The organism is Microbulbifer zhoushanensis (genome assembly GCF_021729055.1).
GTDB lineage: Bacteria > Pseudomonadota > Gammaproteobacteria > Pseudomonadales > Cellvibrionaceae > Microbulbifer > Microbulbifer zhoushanensis.
The window spans coordinates 505,944-525,426 of sequence record NZ_JAJSAO010000002.1 but is presented as its reverse complement, the minus strand read 5'-3'; the positions used below and the strand labels follow the sequence as shown (position 1 = coordinate 525,426).

19 protein-coding genes are annotated in these 19,483 nt (G+C 64.5%); 3 read left to right on the top strand and 16 right to left on the bottom strand.

The features are described from left to right. Positions 1 to 26: 26 nt before the first annotated feature. Entirely contained in the window at positions 27 to 1,526 is a 1,500-nt protein-coding gene (locus tag LVD10_RS05995) for a RimK family ATP-grasp domain-containing protein (RefSeq protein WP_237062406.1), read from the bottom strand. 195 nt (positions 1,527 to 1,721) lie between these two features. On the opposite strand from LVD10_RS05995, the gene LVD10_RS05990 reads away from it, so the two are divergent. Next, positions 1,722 to 2,834, top strand: a complete 1,113-nt coding sequence (locus tag LVD10_RS05990) for a GNAT family N-acetyltransferase/peptidase C39 family protein (RefSeq protein ID WP_232940443.1) — start codon at positions 1,722 to 1,724, stop codon at positions 2,832 to 2,834. Positions 2,835 to 2,847: 13 nt separating this feature from the next. Here the strand turns inward: LVD10_RS05990 and LVD10_RS05985 are convergent, their stop codons facing one another. The 7 genes from LVD10_RS05985 to LVD10_RS05955 all read right to left on the bottom strand — a co-directional run bounded on the left by LVD10_RS05985 (position 2,848) and on the right by LVD10_RS05955 (position 9,014). Then, on the bottom strand, positions 2,848 to 4,470 hold the full coding sequence (locus tag LVD10_RS05985) for a M28 family metallopeptidase (RefSeq protein WP_237062404.1): 1,623 nt from the start codon (positions 4,468 to 4,470) through the stop codon (positions 2,848 to 2,850). A 193-nt stretch (positions 4,471 to 4,663) separates the two neighbouring features. Continuing rightward, entirely contained in the window at positions 4,664 to 5,398 is a 735-nt protein-coding gene (locus LVD10_RS05980) for a hypothetical protein (RefSeq protein WP_232940440.1), read from the bottom strand. A gap of 25 nt (positions 5,399 to 5,423) precedes the next feature. Next, a complete protein-coding gene (locus LVD10_RS05975; RefSeq protein ID WP_232940439.1) occupies positions 5,424 to 5,834 on the bottom strand; it encodes an ACT domain-containing protein in 411 nt (136 codons plus the stop codon). Positions 5,835 to 5,890: 56 nt separating this feature from the next. Next, complete coding sequence (locus LVD10_RS05970) at positions 5,891 to 6,592, bottom strand: hypothetical protein (RefSeq protein ID WP_232940438.1); 702 nt, start codon at positions 6,590 to 6,592, stop codon at positions 5,891 to 5,893. 84 nt (positions 6,593 to 6,676) lie between these two features. Continuing rightward, positions 6,677 to 7,099 (bottom strand): hypothetical protein, encoded by a 423-nt coding sequence (locus LVD10_RS05965; protein ID WP_232940437.1) that lies wholly within the window; start codon positions 7,097 to 7,099, stop codon positions 6,677 to 6,679. 416 nt (positions 7,100 to 7,515) lie between these two features. Beyond that, complete coding sequence (locus LVD10_RS05960) at positions 7,516 to 8,202, bottom strand: thiol:disulfide interchange protein DsbA/DsbL (protein WP_232940436.1); 687 nt, start codon at positions 8,200 to 8,202, stop codon at positions 7,516 to 7,518. 155 nt (positions 8,203 to 8,357) lie between these two features. Beyond that, positions 8,358 to 9,014 (bottom strand): c-type cytochrome, encoded by a 657-nt coding sequence (locus tag LVD10_RS05955; RefSeq protein WP_232940435.1) that lies wholly within the window; start codon positions 9,012 to 9,014, stop codon positions 8,358 to 8,360. A 145-nt stretch (positions 9,015 to 9,159) separates the two neighbouring features. On the opposite strand from LVD10_RS05955, the gene yihA reads away from it, so the two are divergent. Then, positions 9,160 to 9,807, top strand: a complete 648-nt coding sequence (yihA, locus tag LVD10_RS05950; RefSeq protein ID WP_232940434.1) for a ribosome biogenesis GTP-binding protein YihA/YsxC — start codon at positions 9,160 to 9,162, stop codon at positions 9,805 to 9,807. On the opposite strand, the gene LVD10_RS05945 is transcribed toward yihA, so the two are convergent. The 6 genes from LVD10_RS05945 to LVD10_RS05920 form a co-directional block, all read right to left on the bottom strand. Continuing rightward, the gene (locus LVD10_RS05945) at positions 9,804 to 9,998 is read right to left on the bottom strand and encodes a hypothetical protein (protein WP_237062402.1); all 195 of its coding nucleotides are present in this window, start codon (positions 9,996 to 9,998) and stop codon (positions 9,804 to 9,806) included. The two genes, yihA and LVD10_RS05945, sit on opposite strands and share 4 nt — an antisense overlap. Continuing rightward, a complete protein-coding gene (locus LVD10_RS05940; protein ID WP_232940432.1) occupies positions 9,982 to 10,392 on the bottom strand; it encodes a hypothetical protein in 411 nt (136 codons plus the stop codon). Before LVD10_RS05940 ends, LVD10_RS05945 begins: the two co-directional genes overlap by 17 nt. A 572-nt stretch (positions 10,393 to 10,964) precedes the next feature. Continuing rightward, a complete protein-coding gene (locus LVD10_RS05935; RefSeq protein ID WP_232940430.1) occupies positions 10,965 to 12,818 on the bottom strand; it encodes an adenosylcobalamin-dependent ribonucleoside-diphosphate reductase in 1,854 nt (617 codons plus the stop codon). Position 12,819: 1 nt separating this feature from the next. Continuing rightward, entirely contained in the window at positions 12,820 to 13,797 is a 978-nt protein-coding gene (locus LVD10_RS05930) for a ribose-phosphate diphosphokinase (RefSeq protein ID WP_237062400.1), read from the bottom strand. Next, positions 13,784 to 14,452, bottom strand: coding sequence for a dienelactone hydrolase family protein (locus LVD10_RS05925; protein ID WP_237062398.1), 669 nt, complete (start codon positions 14,450 to 14,452; stop codon positions 13,784 to 13,786). Before LVD10_RS05925 ends, LVD10_RS05930 begins: the two co-directional genes overlap by 14 nt. Next, positions 14,449 to 15,126: a phosphoribosyltransferase gene (locus tag LVD10_RS05920; RefSeq protein ID WP_237062396.1), complete on the bottom strand. Its 678-nt coding sequence runs from the start codon at positions 15,124 to 15,126 to the stop codon at positions 14,449 to 14,451. Before LVD10_RS05920 ends, LVD10_RS05925 begins: the two co-directional genes overlap by 4 nt. Before the next feature lie 65 nt (positions 15,127 to 15,191). Between LVD10_RS05920 and LVD10_RS05915 the strand changes: the two genes are divergently transcribed. Further along, entirely contained in the window at positions 15,192 to 16,241 is a 1,050-nt protein-coding gene (locus LVD10_RS05915; protein WP_237062394.1) for a hypothetical protein, read from the top strand. Positions 16,242 to 16,417: 176 nt separating this feature from the next. Here the strand turns inward: LVD10_RS05915 and LVD10_RS05910 are convergent, their stop codons facing one another. Beyond that, entirely contained in the window at positions 16,418 to 16,648 is a 231-nt protein-coding gene (locus LVD10_RS05910; protein ID WP_232940424.1) for a hypothetical protein, read from the bottom strand. A 63-nt stretch (positions 16,649 to 16,711) separates the two neighbouring features. After that, on the bottom strand, positions 16,712 to 19,453 hold the full coding sequence (gene polA / locus LVD10_RS05905) for a DNA polymerase I (RefSeq protein WP_232940423.1): 2,742 nt from the start codon (positions 19,451 to 19,453) through the stop codon (positions 16,712 to 16,714). Positions 19,454 to 19,483: the final 30 nt, after the last annotated feature.

Here is a 19,483-nt window from a genome sequence, read left to right as displayed (position 1 = left end):
CTTCATTGGTACAGGATTACAGCTTATTACAGCGGCATCCCCTGTCCGGCCCGGGCTTCCTGTCTGCCGACGCGGCGCGCCTCCAGTCGCCGGATAAACTCCGACAGGATCTGGCGATACAACTCCCTGCCCAGGTACTTGTCCTCCACGCCACTGTCGATCGAGGGATTGTCATTGACCTCGATCACATAGCCCTTGCCTGCGGACTCCTTTACATCGACGCCGTAAAAACCATTACCGATCGGGCGGGTGGCCCGGAGCGCGGCCTGCAGCACCGCTTTCGGGACCTCGAAGGTCGGCAGGGTGGCGAAGCCGCCACTGCTGTTTTTCTTGTCGCCGTGGTTGTAGATCTGCCAGTGGTTCTTGGCCATATAGTAGCGACACGCATACAGCGGCCGGTTATTGAGAACGCCGATACGCCAGTCAAACTCCGTGTACAGGAACTCCTGTGCCAGCAGCAGGCTGGACTTGGCAAACAACTCACCCAGCCGGTCGCGCAGCTCCTCCTCGCTCTTTACCTTGACCACGCCGCGGGAAAAAGAACCATCCGGGATCTTGATCACCATCGGCAGGCCCAGCTCCTGCACTGCCGCCATTAACCCGGCCTCGTCGCCCCGGCGCAGGATAGCGGTGCGGGGAGCCGGCACCCTGTGGGTGCGGAACAGGTCCGCCAGGTAGATTTTGTTGGTGCAGCGCAGGATGCTGGTGGGATCGTCGAGTACCACCAGGCCCTCAGCTTCGGCCCGCTTGGCGAAGCGGTAGGTGTGATGGTCAATGGCCGTGGTCTCGCGGATAAATAGCGCATCGAATTCCGGCAGGCGCATGTAGTCCGCCGGTGTAATCATCTCCACGGCAAAACCCAGCTCGCGACCGGCGCTGGCAAATTTCTTCAGGGCAACGCTATCCGACGGCGGCAGTGATTCCTCCGGGTTGACCAGGATGGCGAGGTCATAACGGCTGCTTTCACTCTTTTTCCGCGGCCGCCACACCTGGTTGCTGAAACCGTCCAGTGCCTCGGCAAAAAGCGTCTCCTCTGCATCGTCCAGGTCGCGATGGGAACAGACGTGCAGGTCGGCAATTTCCCAGGACTGGTTGCGGACCAGGTGGATTTCCAGCACCGGACAGGGAAAACGATCGAACAGCAACCGTGCCAGCGGCTGCAACACCGGCTCGGGGCAGCGCCCGAAATACGACTTGACCCGCAGTTCGCTGCTGCCGTCGGCCGGTGCCGGCAACTTGCCCAGCGCCGGCAGGATGCTACCCAGCTGGAGCTTGTAGAGTTGCGGCAGCGCCAGGTCATTGAGACTGCGCACGCTGGGCAGCACGTGGTGGCTGCGCGCCTCCGCCAGCAGGGAGCAGTAATAGCCCTCACTGCGGTATTGGTAGTCACCACACAGGTTAATCACCCGAACCCGCTGCTGGGGGGAAGCTAGTGCCAGGTAATCGGCAAAAGTGATGACGCGCTCGCTGGGATAATAGGGGGCCCAGTCACTGGGCTGGTCGATAACAATAAGTACCCGGGACATCGGCAGGAAAGCCTCGCAGGATCGGGTCCGGCGGACGCCGGACAGCAGGCGAAAGATAGAGGAAAACCGGAGTTCGGCCTACAGGTTTTTTTATGCGTTTTTTCACCGGGGAATCTTCCCTTCCGGGACGCTTCTGCTACTGTTGCGCAGCCGCAATGTCGCGGTATTGACGGCTTCTTGCCGACAGGCCCCCCTATGCCCGCCCCGGAAAAAACCGGCCTTGTCATCCGGCCCGCGATGCCCGCCGACGTGGCGGCCCTGCACGACCTCGAGCAGGCCGCCTTTGCCCGCGACCGACTCAGCCGGCGACGCCTGCGTCACTGGGTAATGGCCGACAATTGTGTGTTCCTGCTGGCGGAACGGGACACGTCTCTGCTCGGCTACGCGCTGGTCATTTTGCGTCGCGGTACCCGGCTGGCACGGCTCTATTCGCTGGCAGTAGCCAGTAGCGCCCGCGGCCAGGGTATTGGCAGCCACCTGGTATCAGCGGTGGAAAAGGCTGCCAGTGACAGTGGTCGCTTTTTCATGCGCCTGGAAGTTGCCGAACATAACCAGGCCGCGATCGCGCTGTACCAGGCACTGGGTTACCGCGCCTTCGGCCGCTACCGCAACTATTACCAGGATGACAGCCATGCCCTGCGCATGCAGAAACGCATCCACTACCATCCGGAAAACCTGCATCGGCTGGCAGTGCCCTGGTACCGGCAGACGACGGATTTCACCTGTGGCCCGGCTGCCGCCATGATGGCCATGGCAGCCCTGGACAGCAGCTATGACCCCTCTGTTAGCGAGGAACTGGCCCTGTGGCGGGAGGCCACCACCATTTTCATGACCTCCGGCCACGGTGGCTGCCACCCGGTGGGCCTGGGGCTGGCACTGCGCGCGCGGGGCTTCGACGCCTCTGTGTACCTGAATCGGGAGGGTCCGCTGTTTATCGACAGTGTGCGAGCGCCCGGGAAAAAGAAAGTGATCAGCCAGGTGGATGCGGATTTCCGCGCGGCAGCGACTGCCGCCGGCATGCAGGTGGTACCGGAGGAATTCACCCAGGACCAGCTGCAGCAGTGGCTGGAAGCAGGTGCACTGGTGTTAATGCTGGTCAGCACCTATCGGCTCGACGGCAAAAAGGTGCCCCACTGGGTAACGCTGGTGGGTATGGATGAACAGTGCCTGTACGTGCACGATCCCGACTGTGATGAGCTCTGGGACCAGCTGGATAGCAGTTACCTGCCCATTGCCCGCGAGGATTTTGCCCGCATGTCCGTGTTTGGAAGGGAGCGACTGCGCACCGCGGTGGTAGTGCGCAGTTGATCTGCAGCGTGGTTCAACCCCCGGGGGCGAACAACTCGCCGAAGAAATCCCCCTCGTACCAGCGCGGTTTGCGGTCCGCGTCGGCCACCTCGCGGGCAATGGCGTAATTGACCCGGGCGAACTGCTGCGCGGCCACGTAATCCACCTGGGCGTCGGCCTCATCGGTGTGCTTGTGGTAACGCTCGCGCAGGAACCGGTTCTGCATTGCAGTGCCGTCGGCTGCCGGATCCTGTGCCTCGCGCCCGGTGATCAGGTAGATGGCGGGAACCCCCTGGCGCACGAAACTGTAATGATCGCTGCGCACGAAAATCACCTGTTCCGGCATCGGGTCCGGGCTCAGCTTGAGGCCCGCGCGGGCCGCGGCGCGCGCAGTGGTCTGGCCCAGTGAGGAATGCTCGGCGCCGAAGGCGATGATGTCCCGGAACGGGTACAGCAGCATCGGCATATCAAGGTTGATATTCGCCACCATGGCGCGCGGCGGCACCGGCGGGTGCTGGGCAAAGTAGTCGGAACCCAGCAGGCCTTTTTCCTCGGCGGTCACCGCCACAAACATCAGCGAACGCCGCGGCGCACGGCCGGATTCGATAAACAGTCGCGCCGTCTCCAGCATGATGGCGATGCCGGCGGCATTGTCCTGTGCGCCGTTGACCACGCGCCCCTCCGCGTCTTTGCCCAGGTGATCCAGGTGCGCGGAAAACACCACATACTCGTCCTTCAGCTCGGGATCGCTGCCCGGCAGCACCGCCACCACATTGGGACTGAGAACTTGCTCGTGGCGCGCGCCACTGGTCAGGGAGGCGCGGTAGGGCAATGGGAAGCCACGCGGCGCCAGGCCATTGGCAACCTCAGTAAATACGGTATCCAGGCTGCGCTCGGCGCCCATAAACAGCTGGCGGCCAGCGGGCATATCCAGGTAGACGCCGGGGTGCAGGCCGGGAATGGCATTGCCGGGCATATCATCGGCGCCGATCCAGTCAAAGCTGGCATCCTCCCGGTGCTCTACCGCACGGGCGAAGGGTGAGCGCTTTTCCCGCTGAGGCGTATTGAGGGTCATGTAACCCACGGCGCCGTGGCGCGCGGCGGTCTGGCGCTTGGTGCGGGAAGACGCGTAGTGGGCACCCACTTCGCTGGGCAGGCTGGAGGGGCGGCCGGACAGGATCACCACGATCTTGCCGCTCACATCCAGGCCGGCGTAATCATCGATACCGTACTCCGGTGCGTCGATACCAAAGCCCACGAACACCAGCCCGGCAGCGATGGCGGTTCTCTCTGCGGTCGTGGGCGGCGAGGCCACAAAATCCTCACCGAACCTGAAAGTGATGTCGCCGTCGCGGCCCTGCAGTACCAGGGTCGGCTCGCGGCCGTCCCAGCTGGCCCGGCGGAACGGCACCTCCTGCAGGAAGTCCTCTCCCCCGGCCGGCTGCAGCCCGAGGGCGCGGAATTGACCGGCGACATATTCCGCCGACTGGCGATAGCCCGGCGTGCCGGTCTCGCGCCCGGCCAGCTCATCCGCAGCCAGGTATTCCAGTTGTTGGCGGATATGCTCCACATCCGCCTGCGGCAGCGGTGGTGGGATGGTGGCGCAGGCAGCAAGGGCGCCCACAGCCAGGGCACCGAGCAGGTTGGTGAGTCTCATCGTCAGGTTCTTGTCCAGCGTTGAAAGGTGCCCGCCAGCAGTGACCATGGCGCACCGGGCACCGGCGGAATGACTTCTTATACGCCAGCAAGGTTACCACGATCCATTCCGGCGGTATTGCCAACCGGTTCCGGGTCATCGCAGCGTATTGACGCACATACCGGGAAAATAATTCGGCGACTCGTCGCCGGGGTCAGTGCCGGGCAAACCGCCTGTCCACTGCAGCGGCCACTTCCTCGTGGGCATTATCGGGACAGAAATCGCCGTGGGCGGCAATAAAGTGGAGGAATGGCAGCTCCAGCAGGCGTTCGAAATCCGCCCGCAACCAGCGCACCGGATCCATGCCCTCGGGCGCCATGCGGCGGCACCAGGTGGGTGCCACCTGCATGCCCTGGCGGAAGCCGGCCAGTCGAAGCAGGTTGCGGCCGCACCAGTTGCAACCACACCAGGATGTCCAGTACTGCAGCGCATCGCAGGTCAGCAACAGGCCGCCACAGCCCGGTACCAGCAACGCCGCCTCAGGATGGCGGCCGCGGGTAAACTCGAAGAACTGCCCACCCGGCACCGGGCACTCGCCACCCTCCTCCACCAGCGCGTCTGCGGCGGGTGCGGGATAGTAGTCCGAGTGCGGCTGGCACCAGAAGGTCAGGTTGAAACGGTCGCGATAGTAGAGGTCGTCACAGCCGTGGAAATAGCCCAGGCGCACCGCATGGCGGATATGGCCCAGGTCCTCGAGTTTTTCCTCCTGCGCGGGGCGCAGGCGCACCGGGTTGACCAGCACCAGCTCATCGCCGCAACGGACAATGGCCATGTTGCGATTCACGGCAGTGGCGGGCGCCAGCTGGGCCGTCCCGGGAATATAAAAAATATCCGGTAACAGCCGGCGGATTTCGCCGTGGGGTTGCACCAGCGGATAGTCAATCTGCATAGCCGGCCGGCGAACCGGGCAAGCGCTAACAGTAGTGTGCCCGGTTGCCGATTCCCCGCAACAGCATGAGTGTGTCCTGGGCCTGCGCCTGCGGGACAAACAGGTGATGGCCCCGCGGTGTCGAGGTGATACGGGCGCTGATGCGCGCACCGTCCAGCTCACCGGCAAGGGCAGCCAGCAGGCCCGGCAACACCGGCCCGCCTCGCTGGCGCAGGGTGATCTGGCACAGGGGTGCGTCCACCGGGATACCCTCGCGCTCGGCGAGTTCCCGCGGCAGTATCGCGCTGTAGCCGTCCCGCTCACTGACCAGTAACAGGCACTGGCCGGCCAGCAGGGGCAGCTGCTCCGCGCTCAGGGTACAGAAGACACAGTCGCTGCCGTGCAACTGCGGTTCACAGCTGCGCAGCAGCTTTTCCAGCCCTATGGTGGCGTTCATACATCGAGTCACTCCCGGTCTGGTTGGTATGGCGGCCGCCATCGTTGGGGCGGCCATCAGTTGCTGAATGATTCCCCCTCTATATCCGGCTCGTCCGCGGATGGCGTGACATCCTCTGCGCTCTCGGCACTCACCCGGGCCCGCTCCGCATCCCTGGCCCAGCGGTCCAGTGCCCGGTCGATATCCTGTTCCAGCTCGATGCTGGGAAAGTCCGGGCAGGGCGCGTCCTTCCGCGGGTTGTGCCAGCCCGACAGCGGGGTAACAAACACGATGAGGGATTTGTGCAGGTTGTTTTCGCCGATACTGGCCTCGGTCCAGGTGGTCTGCCACGCGTACTTGCCACGCACCGCGTAATCGCTTTCGTAGGATTTGAGGGTGAGGAAGTAGGGATACAGCTTGCCACCACGGCAGACGATACGCCGCTCGGTGCGAATGTTGGCCATCTGCGTGAACGGGTCGAAATACCACTGGATGTCGTAGCCGTAGGCGAAGCGCATATCGCCGTTGCTGCGCTGGACAAAGGCGTAGGAGCGACCCGTGCCATCGGCTTGCAGGCTCCATACATGGCGTGCCTCGCCGTCGCGGGAAATCAGCCAGTCGCCCACCCACTGGTCCGCCTCGAGCCGGGATTCCACGTCCCAGCCCCAGCCGTCCCCGTCGGGGGCTTCATCTGATTCAGGCTGTGCCCGGGCGACCCCGGACACGGTCCACCCGGCCAAGAGAGCCAGGGCTACTGCGGGAATAAAGCGCCGCTGCATTACAGCTGTTCTCCAGTCAGTCGCTTTACTCATCCCTGAGGAGGGGACCGGCGGGCTCTGCCGCACCGGTCCTGCTGGATGCCCCTAGCTATTCAGCCTGGGGCACTCGTTGCCGGCCGTGGGGGTCTCCCAGTCCTGCAGGCGGCGCTGGAAGCTCAGCAACCCGCCGCCGTGCTGGCGCCAATGGCGTCCATCCAGTACTGCGAAGTCTAGGGTCACGGGGCTCCAGCCGGTAAAGGCCACATCCACCACACCGCCACTGCAGCGTACCGCCGCACCGGTTCGCACCCGCACCCGGTCGCCCTGGAGTGTCCAGCTGATGGCGAAGCCATGGGAGAGCTCCCCGCCGGGCTGGAAACCGTAGGCATAACCGGAGCCGTCGGCGTGCAGCTGCCAGACCAGCTGGGCATCGCCCTCGCCGACCACCAGCCAGTTACCGGCCCATTCGCGCTGGGAGACCTCCGCGGATGAGACGGCCGGGAAGGACAGGAGGAACGCCAGCGCCATTGTCATCGCGCAGGCTGGAAGGAAGTGGGAAAGAGGATTCGCGGGCAAAAGGTGACGCAACAACTTCATGCGCAACTCGACTACTGCTGACCAATGTCTGGCAGTGGGGCAATCGGGTCCGCCAGCTGCCGGTTTTCCTGGCCGGCGCTGGTGTTGGTTCCGCCGGCATGAAAAAGTGCATCTGCGCGCTTTTTCACGTCCCTTTCACTCAAGGCTAGACGTAAAAACCAACAGTGGCAGGGGAAGCATCAAAAATATTCATTTCACCGCCACCAGCGGTGCTCGCTGTAGTCCACCCGACAGGTCGGGTGTGGGGCAACTGGGGGGAGTGGCGCGGGAGGCGACAGGGAGTGGACGGGGGGCAACCCATAAAAAAACCCCGCACTTGGCGGGGTTTTTTCAGCGATTGTCTTCGATCAGCCGCGATTGGCGCGCTCTTTCTCGATCAGGTAATCCGCTACTTCCAGCATCAGCTGCTGGCCATTGCTCTTGCCCTTGAAACCCGGCAGGGAGGAGCTGATGCGGTACTTGCCCGCGACCACAACTTCCGGGGTGCCGCTCAGCTGGTAGGCCCGCTGGTTGGCCATGCCCTGCTTGACCTTGCTGTTGATGGCGAAGGAGTTCATCAGCTTGACCGCCTTGGCACCGTCGGCGCCGTGCTCATTGAACAGCTCCTCGATGGCGTCCATGTCGGGATTCCACTCGCGGCCATCGCGGTTGGCGAACATCTGGCGCTGGTTGTTGATGGCATTGAAAATCGGCTGGTGCATCTTGTCCAGCACGCCCATGGCGTCAGCCACATAATACAGGCGCGCATGCACCTCCATCACCGGTTGCCAGATGGCCGGGATCTTGTCCAGCGCCACGTCTGCCGGCATGTCCGACTTCCACTTGTTGAGGATCGGCTCGAAGTGGTAGCAGTGGCCGCAGCCATACCAGAACAGCTCGGTCACCTGGATCTTGTCTTCATCGCTCTGCGGCACCGCCTGGGGCAGTACCTGGTAGTGCTGGCCGGCCTTGAACTGGCCGTTGTCCTGGGCACAAGCCGACAGGCTGAGCAACAGTGTCAGGATCAGGGTAAAGGGGGCGGCAACTGCTCGCATGGCGTTCTCCATCATTATTCTCCCGGCAAGCGCCGGTGGTAAAACTTTGATCAGCCCCGATTATTGAAGTTCCGGCGCGCCGGTGCAAGATCCACGGGACCAAACGCAAAAAGGCCGGGATAAACCCGGCCTTTTTGGATGATTGTTGCGACAGATCAGTTGCCGTCGGTCAGGCCCGCCAGGTAGTGGGCCACCGCCGTGATCTCGGCATCGGACAGCTGGCTCGCCACGGAGCGCATGACCCGGGTCTCGCCATCGTTGGCGCGCTCGCCGGAACGGAAGGCCTTGAGCTGGGTCTCGATATAGTCAGACCACTGACCGGACAGTCGCGGGTATCCCGCCGGCGCGTTGCCCTGGCCGGTGGGGGAGTGACAGCCCATGCAGGCCGGCACACCAGTCTGCGGGTTGCCGGCGCGGAAAATCTTGCGTCCCAGCATCAGGCCGTCGACATTCTCACCATTGTTCAGCATCACGGAGACCGGCTCGGCGCCGGACAGCTGCATCTGCTGGGAGGCGAAGTAGGCCGCCAGGTCCTCGAGGTCCTGCTGGTCGAAGTTGTCCAGCTGGCCGATCATCTGCGGAATCTCGCGCTCACCGCTCTTCACGTCCATCAGCTGCTTGAGGATGTACTTCTCTCCCAGGCCGGCGATCTTGGGAAAAGCCGACGCCGGGCTGTTGCCGTCGGGGCCGTGGCAGGCGGCGCACTGCGCGGCCTTGGTCTTGCCCGCGGCCGGGTCACCTTCGGCCGCGACGAACGGTGCGGCGAGAATAAGCCCCAGGGCCAGGGCGGAGTTCTTTACAATGCTGTTCATACGTCGTCCCATTGCGCGCTGAAATATGCCATTTGGCCCGGCTTTCACCGAACCCCGCGCCGCCCCCAGTCAATCCTGCGACGCGTAAACCGCGGCATTATATACTTGCGCGCCAAGCGAGTGTACCGAATCTGGTAGATCAATCATGTCTGACAGCAATCCCGAGCGAATCAACTTTCGCAACGTTCAATTTTTAACCAGCGCCCCGACCCTCGACGAGTGTCCCGAGGACAGTGGTGCCGAGGTCGCCTTTGCCGGGCGCTCCAATGCCGGCAAGTCCAGCGCCATCAATGCCCTGACCGGCAACAAAAAGCTGGCCCGCACCTCCAAGACCCCCGGCCGCACCCAGCTGATCAACTTCTTCCGCATCAGTGACCAGCAGCGCCTGGTGGACCTGCCGGGTTATGGCTATGCCAAAGTCGCCCGCTCGATGAAAGACGAGTGGCAGCGGCACCTGGCGTTTTACCTCGAGCACCGGGAGTGCCTGCGCGGGCTGGTATTGCTGATGGATATCCGCCAGCCGCTGAAAGAGTTCGACCAGCAGATGCTCACCTGGGCGGTAAGCGGCGGCCTGCCAGCCCACATCCTGCTCACCAAGGCCGACAAACTGAAGAACGGGCCGGCCAACAACACCCGTTTTGCCGTGGAGAAGGCCCTGCGGGAACAGGGCCTGGATACCGGGGTGTCGGTACAGATCTTTTCCAGCACCAAGAAGACCGGGCTGGACAAGCTCGAGCGCAAGCTCGCCGAGTGGCTGGCACTGGAAGAAGAGGTCCCGCCGGCAGGCGCCTAGGGATTGCCGGCGGGTCCGCGGCACAGCGATTGCAGCAGCAGGCGGCGCAACTGGCGACGGGCGCCCGGCGTCTGGGCCCGCAGGTCTTCCGCTACCAGCCGGCGCCCGGCCAGCAGCTCCAGCAGGGTCTTTTCACGTACCTGGAGCTCCAGGAATCCCGGCGCGTCCGCGGGGCTAGTGCAGGAGTCCATCTGGCGTTCCCCCGCTGTCGCCGCCACTGGCGGCAGTGTCCCTCCCTGATACTGCTGCCTGGCTGCCACCTCCTGTGGGAAGACCCCGCAACAGCCGCATGCGGGTAACAGTGGTAACCCAGCCGCAGAGTTCCCGCTCGCCCAGCTGCCAGCCGGCGGCCAGCAGGCAACGGGCACATTCACTGAAGTGCCGCACGCTCCCGTGCCGCTCCCCGCGCAGCAGGAAACCAGCCAGCTCGAACGCACAGCCAAAATACGCCAAAGCCCGCTCCGGGCTTCCCTGGGCCAGCAGTCCCTGCCCCTCCTCCAGCCAACCCAGCATGGACCTTTCGGCGCGCTGGCAATCCGACATCAGCCAGGCGCGGTGGCCGGCACATAGAAAACGATACTTCACGGAGCCTCCCTGTATTCGCAAAAAACCACACCCAACGTTAACGATAATAATTATCATTTGCAATGCAGTGGCGGAGAATCCGCTAAACTGAAGAGGCCTGTGGGGAAAACCGGTTCGGCAGGCAAAAAAAAGCCGGCAGATGGGGACTGCCGGCCAGGGGTCGATGCCCTTGGGGATGGGCATCTTACTAGACGCACCCAGGGGGACGGGTACGCCTATGGGTTCTCACCCGGCGTCGCTTGGGGGTCTCGACGCCGTCAGCTACTCACTGACCTCTATATGTACGGTAAGCTCGCAACAACGGATTTCCCACACCATATTGGTGCCAGCATAATCCGCTGCGCCCCCTGCATATCCTGTTTCCCTGTTCCCTGAATACCGGGAAATCGTTCTCCTCCGGTGCCTCTGTGCGGGCAAATGCATACTGCCGGTGAAAAAAAGCCCCGACCTTGGGGGAGGTATCGGGGCATAGGGAAGATTGTTCAACCTCACGGGGTGGGAACAATACTGTCTCTTGAGACGCACCTGACTGCTGTAGGTTCCCTTAAAACAGAGAAATTTTACCTTTCCGACTACTCACCTTCCCGCTCGATGCTGCAGCAATGGGGTCCGCCGCCGTCGCCAGTAGTTGTGCTCAGGACGCCGCCGGTAATTTCGTTGGGGCGGTAGGTGGTGCAGCCCTTCAGCCCCAGCCGGAACGCCTCCCGGTAGAGGGATTCGAACCGGGCAAAGGGGTAGCTGGCCGGGACATTCACCGTCTTGGAAATGGCGTTGTCCACATAAGGCTGCAGCACCGCCTCCATCGCCAGGTGGGCGGCCGGCGAGAGCTTGTGGGCAGGAACAAACTCCGGCGGCAGCGCAGCCGACTCCCCGTGCCCACCATGGCGGTCGAGCCACAGGCGGTAGACCGGGTCACAGATCTCAAATTCGCGGTAATCGCCGCTCGCCGTCAGTACCTTGCGCCGGTGGCGGAAATCGAACACCGGCTCCACCCCGCTGGAGACGCCGTTGGCCAGCAGGCTGATTGTTCCCGTCGGTGCAATCGCCAGCAGGTGGCTGTTGCGGATATAACGCTCACCAATCTCTTCCTGCAGTCCCACAGGCAACCCGCGCACAAACTTGGCCCGGCTATAGGCGGCGGCATCGAAAAACGGGAACTGGCCCTTATCCTCCGCCAGGGCCACCGAGGCCCTGTAGGCGCTGTCCCGCAACAGGCACATCACCCTTCCCGCCAGTTCGCGGGCGTCATCGCTGTCGTAGTGCAGGCCCAGCGCGATCAGGGCATCGGCCAGCCCGGTAATACCCAGGCCGATACGCCGGCTGCCCCTGGCCTGCTGCTCCAGCGCCGGCAGCGGGTAGCGGGAGAGGTCTATTACGTTATCCAGCATCCGCACCCCCACGGTTGCGCAATCGGCAATGCCCTGCCAGTCCAGTTGGGCATTGGGTGTCAGGGGGTTCTGCACGAACGCCAGCAGGTTTACCGAGCCCAGGTCGCAGGCGCCGAAAGCGGGCAACGGAATTTCCCCACAGGGGTTGGTGGCGTTGATCTGTTCGCGGTAATACAGGTTGTTGTCGCCATTGATCCTGTCGACGAACAATACCCCCGGCTCGGCACAGTCGTAGGTGGCGCGCATGATCCGTTGCCACAGCCCTCGTGCGTTCACGGACCTGAGGACCCGGCAAGGAACCGGGCCGGCGGTGCCGCTCCACTGGCGCATGACCGTCTCGCCCGCGCCGTCATCCAGCTGTGCCCGGGGGAATACCAGTGGCCAGTCGCTGTCGTTCTCCACCGCCTGCATGAATTCATCGCTGGCCAGCACCGATACATTGAAGTGCCGCAATTCCCGTGGATCGCGCTTGGCGTCCACGAACTGCTCGATATCCGGGTGGTCGCAGCGCAGGGTGGCCATCATTGCGCCCCGGCGGCTGCCGGTGGAAAGCAGGGTCGCGCACATACTGTCCCAGATACGCATAAAGGAAACCGGTCCCGAGGCAATGGTGCCGGTATGCCGGGCAATAGTTCCCGCGGGCCGCAGGGTGGAGAAGTCGCAGCCGATCCCGCCGCCCTGCTGCATGGTCAGGGCAGATTCCTTGAGCCGCTCGAAGATGGCCTCGATGGAGTCCTCGATGGACCCCATCACAAAGCAGTTGAACAGGGTGACGTCGCGGGCAGTGCCGGCGCCCGCGAGAATGCGACCGCCGGGCAAGAAGCGGAAGCCCTCCAGGTTGCGGTAGAAGCGTGCCGCCCAGCGGTGCTGGCCGCCGGGCTCGACACTGGCCAGTGCACCGGCCACCCGGCGCCAGGTATCCTCGATAGAGTTATCCACAGGCCGGCCGCGAGCCTGCTGCCGGTATTTGGTTTGCCAGACAAAACGGGAAATATCGGCCGTGAACGGGTCCCGGCCCGTTGCATCACCGGCAGGCATGTCAGAGGCCCAGCTCGGTTGCCGGCCCGCCCTCGTGGAGCCGCCGGATCGCTTCTGCCAGCAGCGGCGCGCACTCGATCACGTGCAGGCGGTCAGCATCAAGCTGCGGGAGGGTATCGGTTACCGCAACCAGTTCCAGTGGCGCCCGCCCCAGCTGCTCGAGGGCGTCGCCGGCAAACTGCCCATGGCTGGCCAGGGCGAGGATTCGCGCGGCGCCGGCACGATCCAGTGCCGCCGCCGCGCGCCCGGTGGTGCCACCCCCGGCGATCAGGTCGTCAATGACCAGCGCGCAGCAATCCTCGACCCGCCCCACCAGGGTGCCGCCACTGAGCTCGCCGCCGCTGCGATATTTCTCCACAAACGCCTGCCCCACGTCCCGCCCCAGCCGCTGCGCCAGGTCCGCGCGAAACGCCTCGGCCCGCTTCACCCCACCCACATCCGGTGACACCACCACCAGCTGGCGGGATTCCCCCGCCAGCAGCCGGGCAGCGAAGTCGACAAACAACGGCCGTGCCGGGAGGTGCAGGGTCCGGCAGCGGAAGGCGTTCTCAAATGCGGCCAGGTTGTGGACATCCACGGTCACCACGCAGTCACAGCCCATGGCCTCCAGCAGGCTGGCCAGGTAGCGGCTCGACAGGGGGTCGTGGAGCTTGGTGCGGCGGTCCTTGCGTGCGTAGCAGAGGTAGGGGATCACCGCAGTGACGCGGGCGGCGCCGGCATCCCTGAGCGCAGCGAGGAAAAACAGCAGGCGCACCAGTTTGTCATCCACGCTGCCGCCGGTGCCCCCGGGCCGGTCGGTGTAGAGCGATTGCAGCAGGTAGACGTCCGCCGCCTCCACATCCTCAAGCGGGCGCAGCTTGTGCTCGCCATCGGTAAAGTCGCGCTCCTCGTGGGCCGCCAGCGGCTCGCCCAGCAAGCCCGCGACCCGCTGCGCCAGGTCGGCGCCGGCCTCAAGGCTGAACAGCTTAATCCGGCCCATGGCCGCCCGTGCCCGCCAGGTGGCGCCGGAACCAGTCAATCGCCAGCTGGATCACTGCCTCGAGTGTGCCCGGCTCCTCGAACAGGTGGGTGGCACCGTGGACGATTTCCATCGCCGGGTCATTGCTCATGCGGGCCGCCGCCTCGCGGTTGAGTTCGATGACCACATCGTCCTCCCCGCCGATGATCAGCAGAGTGGGTGCGCGTACCAGCGGCAGCATCTCACCGGCCAGGTCCGGCCGGCCGCCGCGGGAGACCACCGCCGCCGCCAGTGCCGGGCGCTCGGCGGCGGCAATCAGGGCCGCCGCCGCGCCGGTGCTGGAACCGAACAGGCCCAGCTTCAGGTCGCGGGTCTCTTCCATACCGTGCGCCCAGTCGAGCGCCGCGATCAGGCGATCGGACAGCAGGGCGATATCAAAGCGGTACTCGCGGGTAATCTCGTCCTCGCGGTGCTCCTCTGCCGTGAGCAGGTCAAACAGCAGCGTGCCGATGCCGGCGCGGTTGAGCTGGCCGGCCACCATCTGGTTGCGGGGGCTGAAGCGGCTGCTGCCGCTGCCGTGGGCAAACAGGACCAGGCCGCAGGGATCCTCCGGCAGTTGCAGGATGCCCTCCAGCCGCGCTCCCGCCGCATCGATCAGTACATCGCCACCGCTCATTGCCCGCTTTCCCGGAGGCGGTCCGCCTCGCGCATCATGTCGATCACCTGGTCGTCGGAGAGCTGGGAGAAGTCCTCGTACCAGGCGCCGATGGCCCAGAAGGCCGACGGCATCGCCAGGCACTCGAAGCGGTCCACCAGCGGTTCGAAGCGCCGCGGTGCATCCGTCGGCGCCACCGGCACCGCCAGCACGATCTCGGCCGGGTGCTGGGCGCGCACCGCACGGGCCGCCGCCTCCATGGTGGCCCCCGTGGCGATCCCGTCGTCCACCAGGATCACGCAGTGATCCCGCAGTTCCGGCCAGGGCCGGTCGCCACGATAACGCTGTGCCCGGCGCTCCAGCTCGCGCCGCTCGGCTTCCGTCTCGCGCTCGAGCATTTCATCGGTGATGCCGGCCCCGAGAATCACATCCTGGTTCAGGACCCGCGCCTGCGCGGTGATGGCGCCCATCGCCAGTTCCTCGTGACCGGGCACTCCCAGCTTGCGCACCAGCATCAGGTCCAGCGGTGCATGCAGGGCGCGCGCCAGCTCCAGGCCCACCGGTACGCCGCCCCGGGGCAGCGCGAGGATGATGATGTCATCGCGGCCCGAGCGGCGCCGCTGATCGACGTAATCCCGCAGGCTGGCGGCCAGCTCACGGCCTGCCGCTACACGGTCCTTGAAGGGGGTTACCACTGGGATCTCCGCAGGTAATGCCGATAAAACTAGACTAGCAAACAGACCCTCCCGGCAATCTGAATATGAGTGACCAGCGCGATCCCAAACCGGCACCCCCTGACCTGGATACCAAGACCCGCTTCCTGCTGGCGCCGGGCAGCTATGCCGGGGACACGACAGCGGTGGAACTGGTGGAAACCCATATGGCGCGGGTGTTCCTGACCGATCGCCATGCCTACAAGATGAAAAAGCCGGTACAGACGGCGTTCCTGGACTTCAGCACCCTGGCCCTGCGCGAGGCCGACTGCCGGGAGGAGCTGCGGCTCAACCGGCGCCTGACCACCGGGGTCTATCTGGCGGTGGTGCCGCTGTGCCAGCGGCCTGATGGCCAATTGCAACTGGCCGATAGTGGCGGCCACGGCGAGGTGGTGGAATGGCTGGTGAAAATGCGGCGCCTGCCGGAGGCGCAGAACCTGGCGGCGCGGGGCCGGGAGGTCACGGGGGAGGAACTGGCGCCACTGGTGCGGCGCCTGTGCGATTTTTACCGGTCCGCGCCGCCATTGGCGGTGGACCCGGTGGTCTACGTCACCGACCTGCGTGAGCATGTGGAGCTGCGACGGACGGCCCTGCTGGCGCCGGAACTGGGGCTGCCGGCGGCCGGTATTCACGCGCTGGCCGACTTCCTCGTCACTTTCACCCGGCGCGAGGCCCCACTGCTGGCGCAGCGGGCGGTGGACGGCCGCATCGTCGAGGGCCACGGTGACCTGCGGCCCGAACACTGCTTCCTGACCGAGCCGCCACAGATTATCGACTGCCTGGAGTTCAATCGCGACCTGCGCAGCATCGACCCCCTGGACGAACTGGGCTACCTGGCACTGGAGTGCGAACTGCTGGGCCGGCGGGACCTGGGGGACGGTATCCTCGCCAGCTATCGGCGTGCCTGCGCCGACCCCGCCCCGGCCCTGCTGGAATACTTTTACAAGGCTTACCGGGCGCTGGTCAGGGCACAACTGGCGGCGGCGCACCTGCAGGATGGTGTGGTGGCCGAGCCACAGAAATGGCGCGACAAGACCAGCCGCTACCTGGACGCAGCGCGCCACTACGGCCGGCGCGCCGGGGCCCATGCCGCCTGATCACTTTTCCCGCAGGCAAAAAAAATCCCCGGGCTGGGGGAGCACCGGGGCGAGCAACATCTGACTTCCTTGGGGGGGATGACGCATTCCAACGATCTTGCCTGTTTAGAGCCGCCATTTTTGCGACGGTTCCCGCAGGCAGGTTAAAAAGTGTTAATCATTGGCGCCGCTTTCCCTCAGTCTTGCCGCTCCTGTGATGCCGCCCGCGTCACCTCCTCCACGTAGGCGCGCTCGCGCCGCAGCCGGTAGGCCAGCACCAGGCAATAAACCAGGCTGCTGGCCCCGGCCCAGAACAGGCCGTAGCGGAGGGCGCCGGCCAGTGTCGCCCCCTTGAACAGTTCCACCGGCAGTAGTACTGCCAGCACGATGGCGAACATCCGCGCGAACCGGAGCAGCCAATCTTTCACCGCAATTCCCTTCACTTGCCCTGTCTCCCCGGTCATGTCGTTCTCATGGCCATACTGCCCGGCTCAGTGGGCCTCTTCCCAGCTGGCGCCCTGCCCCACATCGACGATCAGCGGCACATCCAGCTCGGCGGCATCCTGCATCAGCCGGGTCAGGTTGTCCCGTACTTGCTCCACCTCCGCCGCCGGCACCTCGAGGATCAGCTCATCGTGTACCTGCATGATCAGGCGGCTGGCCATTTTTTCCCGTCCCAGCCAGGCATCCACCTCTACCATGGCGCGCTTGATGATATCCGCCGCAGTCCCCTGCATGGGCGCATTGATCGCGGTGCGCTCGGCGGCCTGGCGGCGCGCGCCATTGCGGGAGTTGATCTCCGGCAGGTACAGGCGGCGGCCGAACAGGGTCTCCACGTAGCCCTTCTCGGCGGCATGCTTGCGGGTGTTCTCCATGTAGGCGAGTACCCCCGGGTAGCGCTCGAAATAGCGATCGATATAGGTCTGCGCATCGCCCCGCGGAATCCCCAGCTGGCGCGCCAGGCCGAAGGCCGACATACCGTAAATCAGGCCGAAGTTGATCGCCTTGGCGCGGCGGCGCTGCTCGTCGTCCACCTCTTCCGGGCTCACCTCGAACACCTCCGCGGCGGTGGCGCGGTGAATGTCCTCACCATTGGCAAAAGCCTTTACCAGGCCCTCGTCGCCGGACAGGTGGGCCATGATGCGCAGCTCGATCTGTGAGTAGTCGGCAGCAATGATCACGCTGCCGCCGTCGATGCGCGGGTCAGCCACAAACGCCTTGCGGATGCGGCGCCCTTCCTCGCTGCGGATGGGGATGTTCTGCAGGTTGGGATCGCTGGACGACAGGCGCCCGGTGGCGGCCACAGCCTGGTGGTAGGAGGTGTGCACCCGGCCGGTGCCCGGGTCGATCATCTGCGGCAGCTTGTCGGTGTAGGTGTTCTTGAGCTTGGCCAGGCCGCGGTACTGCATGATCAGTGCCGGCAGTTCGTGGCTGTGGGCCAGCTCCTGCAGCACCGGCTCGGCGGTGGAGGGTGCCCCCTTGGGGGTTTTCTTGATTACCGGGATCTCCAGCTTCTCAAACAGGATAGCGCCCAGCTGCTTGGTGGAACCCAGGTTGAACTCCTCGCCAGCCACCTCGAATGCCTGCTGCTCGGTGTCGCGCATTTTCTTTTCCAGCTCGGCGCCCTGCTTTGCCAGCATCTCGGCGTCGATGTAGGCACCATTGCGCTCCATATGCACCAGTACCGGCAACAGCGGCATCTCGATCTCGTCCAGCACCTTCTCCAGCGGCGGGATTTCCGCCAGGCGCCCGCCCAGCTCGCGGTGCAGGCGCAGGGTGATGTCCGCATCCTCGGCGGCATAGGGGCCGGCCTGCTCCAGCTCGATCTGGTTGAAGGTGAGCTGCTTGGCACCCTTGCCGGCAATATCCTCGTAGTGGACGGTCTGCTCACCCAGGTATTTCTGCGCCAGGCTGTCCATGTCGTGGCGGCTGGCGGTGCTGTCCAGCACATAGGACTCGAGCATGGTGTCGCGGGCGATGCCGCGCAGCTCGATGCCGCAGTTGGCGAGGATATGGCTGTCGTATTTCAGGTTCTGGCCCACTTTCTTCTGCTCCGGATCCTCCAGCAGCGGCTTGAGGGCGGCCATCACCTCGTCGTAGGGCAGCTGTTCCGGCGCCCCCATATAGTCATGGGCCAGCGGCACATAGGCCGCCTCCCCGGGTTCCACGGCAAAGGACACCCCCACCAGCTTCGCCTGCATGTAATTGAGGCTGGTGGTCTCGGTATCAAAGGCGAAAATTTCGGCGGCTTTCAGCTTTTCCAGCCAGGCGTCGAACTCGCCGCGCTCGGTAACTACGCGGTAATCCCGCTCGATGGCCTCGGCCATCGCTGCCTGGGCCTCGTCATCACCGCTCAGCTCCTCCAGCCAGCTGCGGAATTCGAGTGCGCTGAACAGCTCCGCCAGTTTCGCCTTATCCGGTTCACCGTGGTGGAGGTCGGCGGGCTTATAAGGCATGTCCACATCGGTCTTGATGGTGGCCAGCTGGTAAGAGAGATCGGCCGCCTCGCGGTGCTCGGCCATTTTCTTGCCCAGGGTCTTGCTGCCGCGAAAACCCAGGGGCGCGATGGCATCCAGGTCGGCGTAGATGTCCTCCAGGCTGCCCAGGTTCTGCAGCAGGGCCAGGGCGGTTTTCTGGCCCACGCCGGGAACTCCGGGGATATTGTCGGACTTGTCGCCCATCAGGGCGAGAAAATCGATGATCAGCTCGGGCCCGACACCGAACTTCTCGCGCACACCGTCGGTATCCATTTCCGTGTTGCTCATGGTGTTCACCAGGGTGATACCCGGGCGCACCAGCTGGGCCATGTCCTTGTCGCCGGTGGAGATGATCACTTCCTGGCCCTGTTCCTGCGCCTGCAGGGCGAGCGTGCCGATCACGTCATCGGCCTCGACCCCGTCGATTACCAGCCGCGGCAGGCCCATGGCGTCGATGATGTCGTGGATGGGCTGGATCTGCTCCCGCAGGTCGTCGGGCATGGGCGGCCGGTGGGACTTGTAGTCGGCGAACAGTTCGTCGCGAAAGGTCTTGCCCTTGGCATCGAATACAACTGCAACCGTGCTGTCCGGATGTTCCTTCAGGTGGCGGCGCAGCATGCTGATCACACCGCGCACGGCCCCGGTGGGCTGCCCTTCACTGGTCACGAGCGGCGGCAGCGCGTGGAAGGCGCGGTAGAGGTAGGAAGAACCGTCCACCAGGATCAGGGGAGCGGCACTGGGCTTGTTGTTACTCATAAGTATCCGGAAAGCTGGAATTTCATCGTG

Coding starts and splice junctions, on each gene's coding strand:
- LVD10_RS05955 (WP_232940435.1), bottom strand. CDS start 9,014: ATGAACAGCATTGTAAAGAACTCCGCCCTGGCCCTGGGGCTTATTCTC.
- LVD10_RS05935 (WP_232940430.1), bottom strand. CDS start 12,818: ATGCCTGCCGGTGATGCAACGGGCCGGGACCCGTTCACGGCCGATATT.
- LVD10_RS05960 (WP_232940436.1), bottom strand. CDS start 8,202: ATGCGAGCAGTTGCCGCCCCCTTTACCCTGATCCTGACACTGTTGCTC.
- LVD10_RS05925 (WP_237062398.1), bottom strand. CDS start 14,452: ATGAGCGGTGGCGATGTACTGATCGATGCGGCGGGAGCGCGGCTGGAG.
- LVD10_RS05945 (WP_237062402.1), bottom strand. CDS start 9,998: ATGGACTCCTGCACTAGCCCCGCGGACGCGCCGGGATTCCTGGAGCTC.
- LVD10_RS05990 (WP_232940443.1), top strand. CDS start 1,722: ATGCCCGCCCCGGAAAAAACCGGCCTTGTCATCCGGCCCGCGATGCCC.
- LVD10_RS05965 (WP_232940437.1), bottom strand. CDS start 7,099: ATGGCGCTGGCGTTCCTCCTGTCCTTCCCGGCCGTCTCATCCGCGGAG.
- LVD10_RS05985 (WP_237062404.1), bottom strand. CDS start 4,470: ATGAGACTCACCAACCTGCTCGGTGCCCTGGCTGTGGGCGCCCTTGCT.
- LVD10_RS05915 (WP_237062394.1), top strand. CDS start 15,192: ATGAGTGACCAGCGCGATCCCAAACCGGCACCCCCTGACCTGGATACC.
- polA (WP_232940423.1), bottom strand. CDS start 19,453: ATGAGTAACAACAAGCCCAGTGCCGCTCCCCTGATCCTGGTGGACGGT.
- LVD10_RS05930 (WP_237062400.1), bottom strand. CDS start 13,797: ATGGGCCGGATTAAGCTGTTCAGCCTTGAGGCCGGCGCCGACCTGGCG.
- LVD10_RS05980 (WP_232940440.1), bottom strand. CDS start 5,398: ATGCAGATTGACTATCCGCTGGTGCAACCCCACGGCGAAATCCGCCGG.
- LVD10_RS05975 (WP_232940439.1), bottom strand. CDS start 5,834: ATGAACGCCACCATAGGGCTGGAAAAGCTGCTGCGCAGCTGTGAACCG.
- LVD10_RS05970 (WP_232940438.1), bottom strand. CDS start 6,592: ATGCAGCGGCGCTTTATTCCCGCAGTAGCCCTGGCTCTCTTGGCCGGG.
- yihA (WP_232940434.1), top strand. CDS start 9,160: ATGTCTGACAGCAATCCCGAGCGAATCAACTTTCGCAACGTTCAATTT.
- LVD10_RS05995 (WP_237062406.1), bottom strand. CDS start 1,526: ATGTCCCGGGTACTTATTGTTATCGACCAGCCCAGTGACTGGGCCCCC.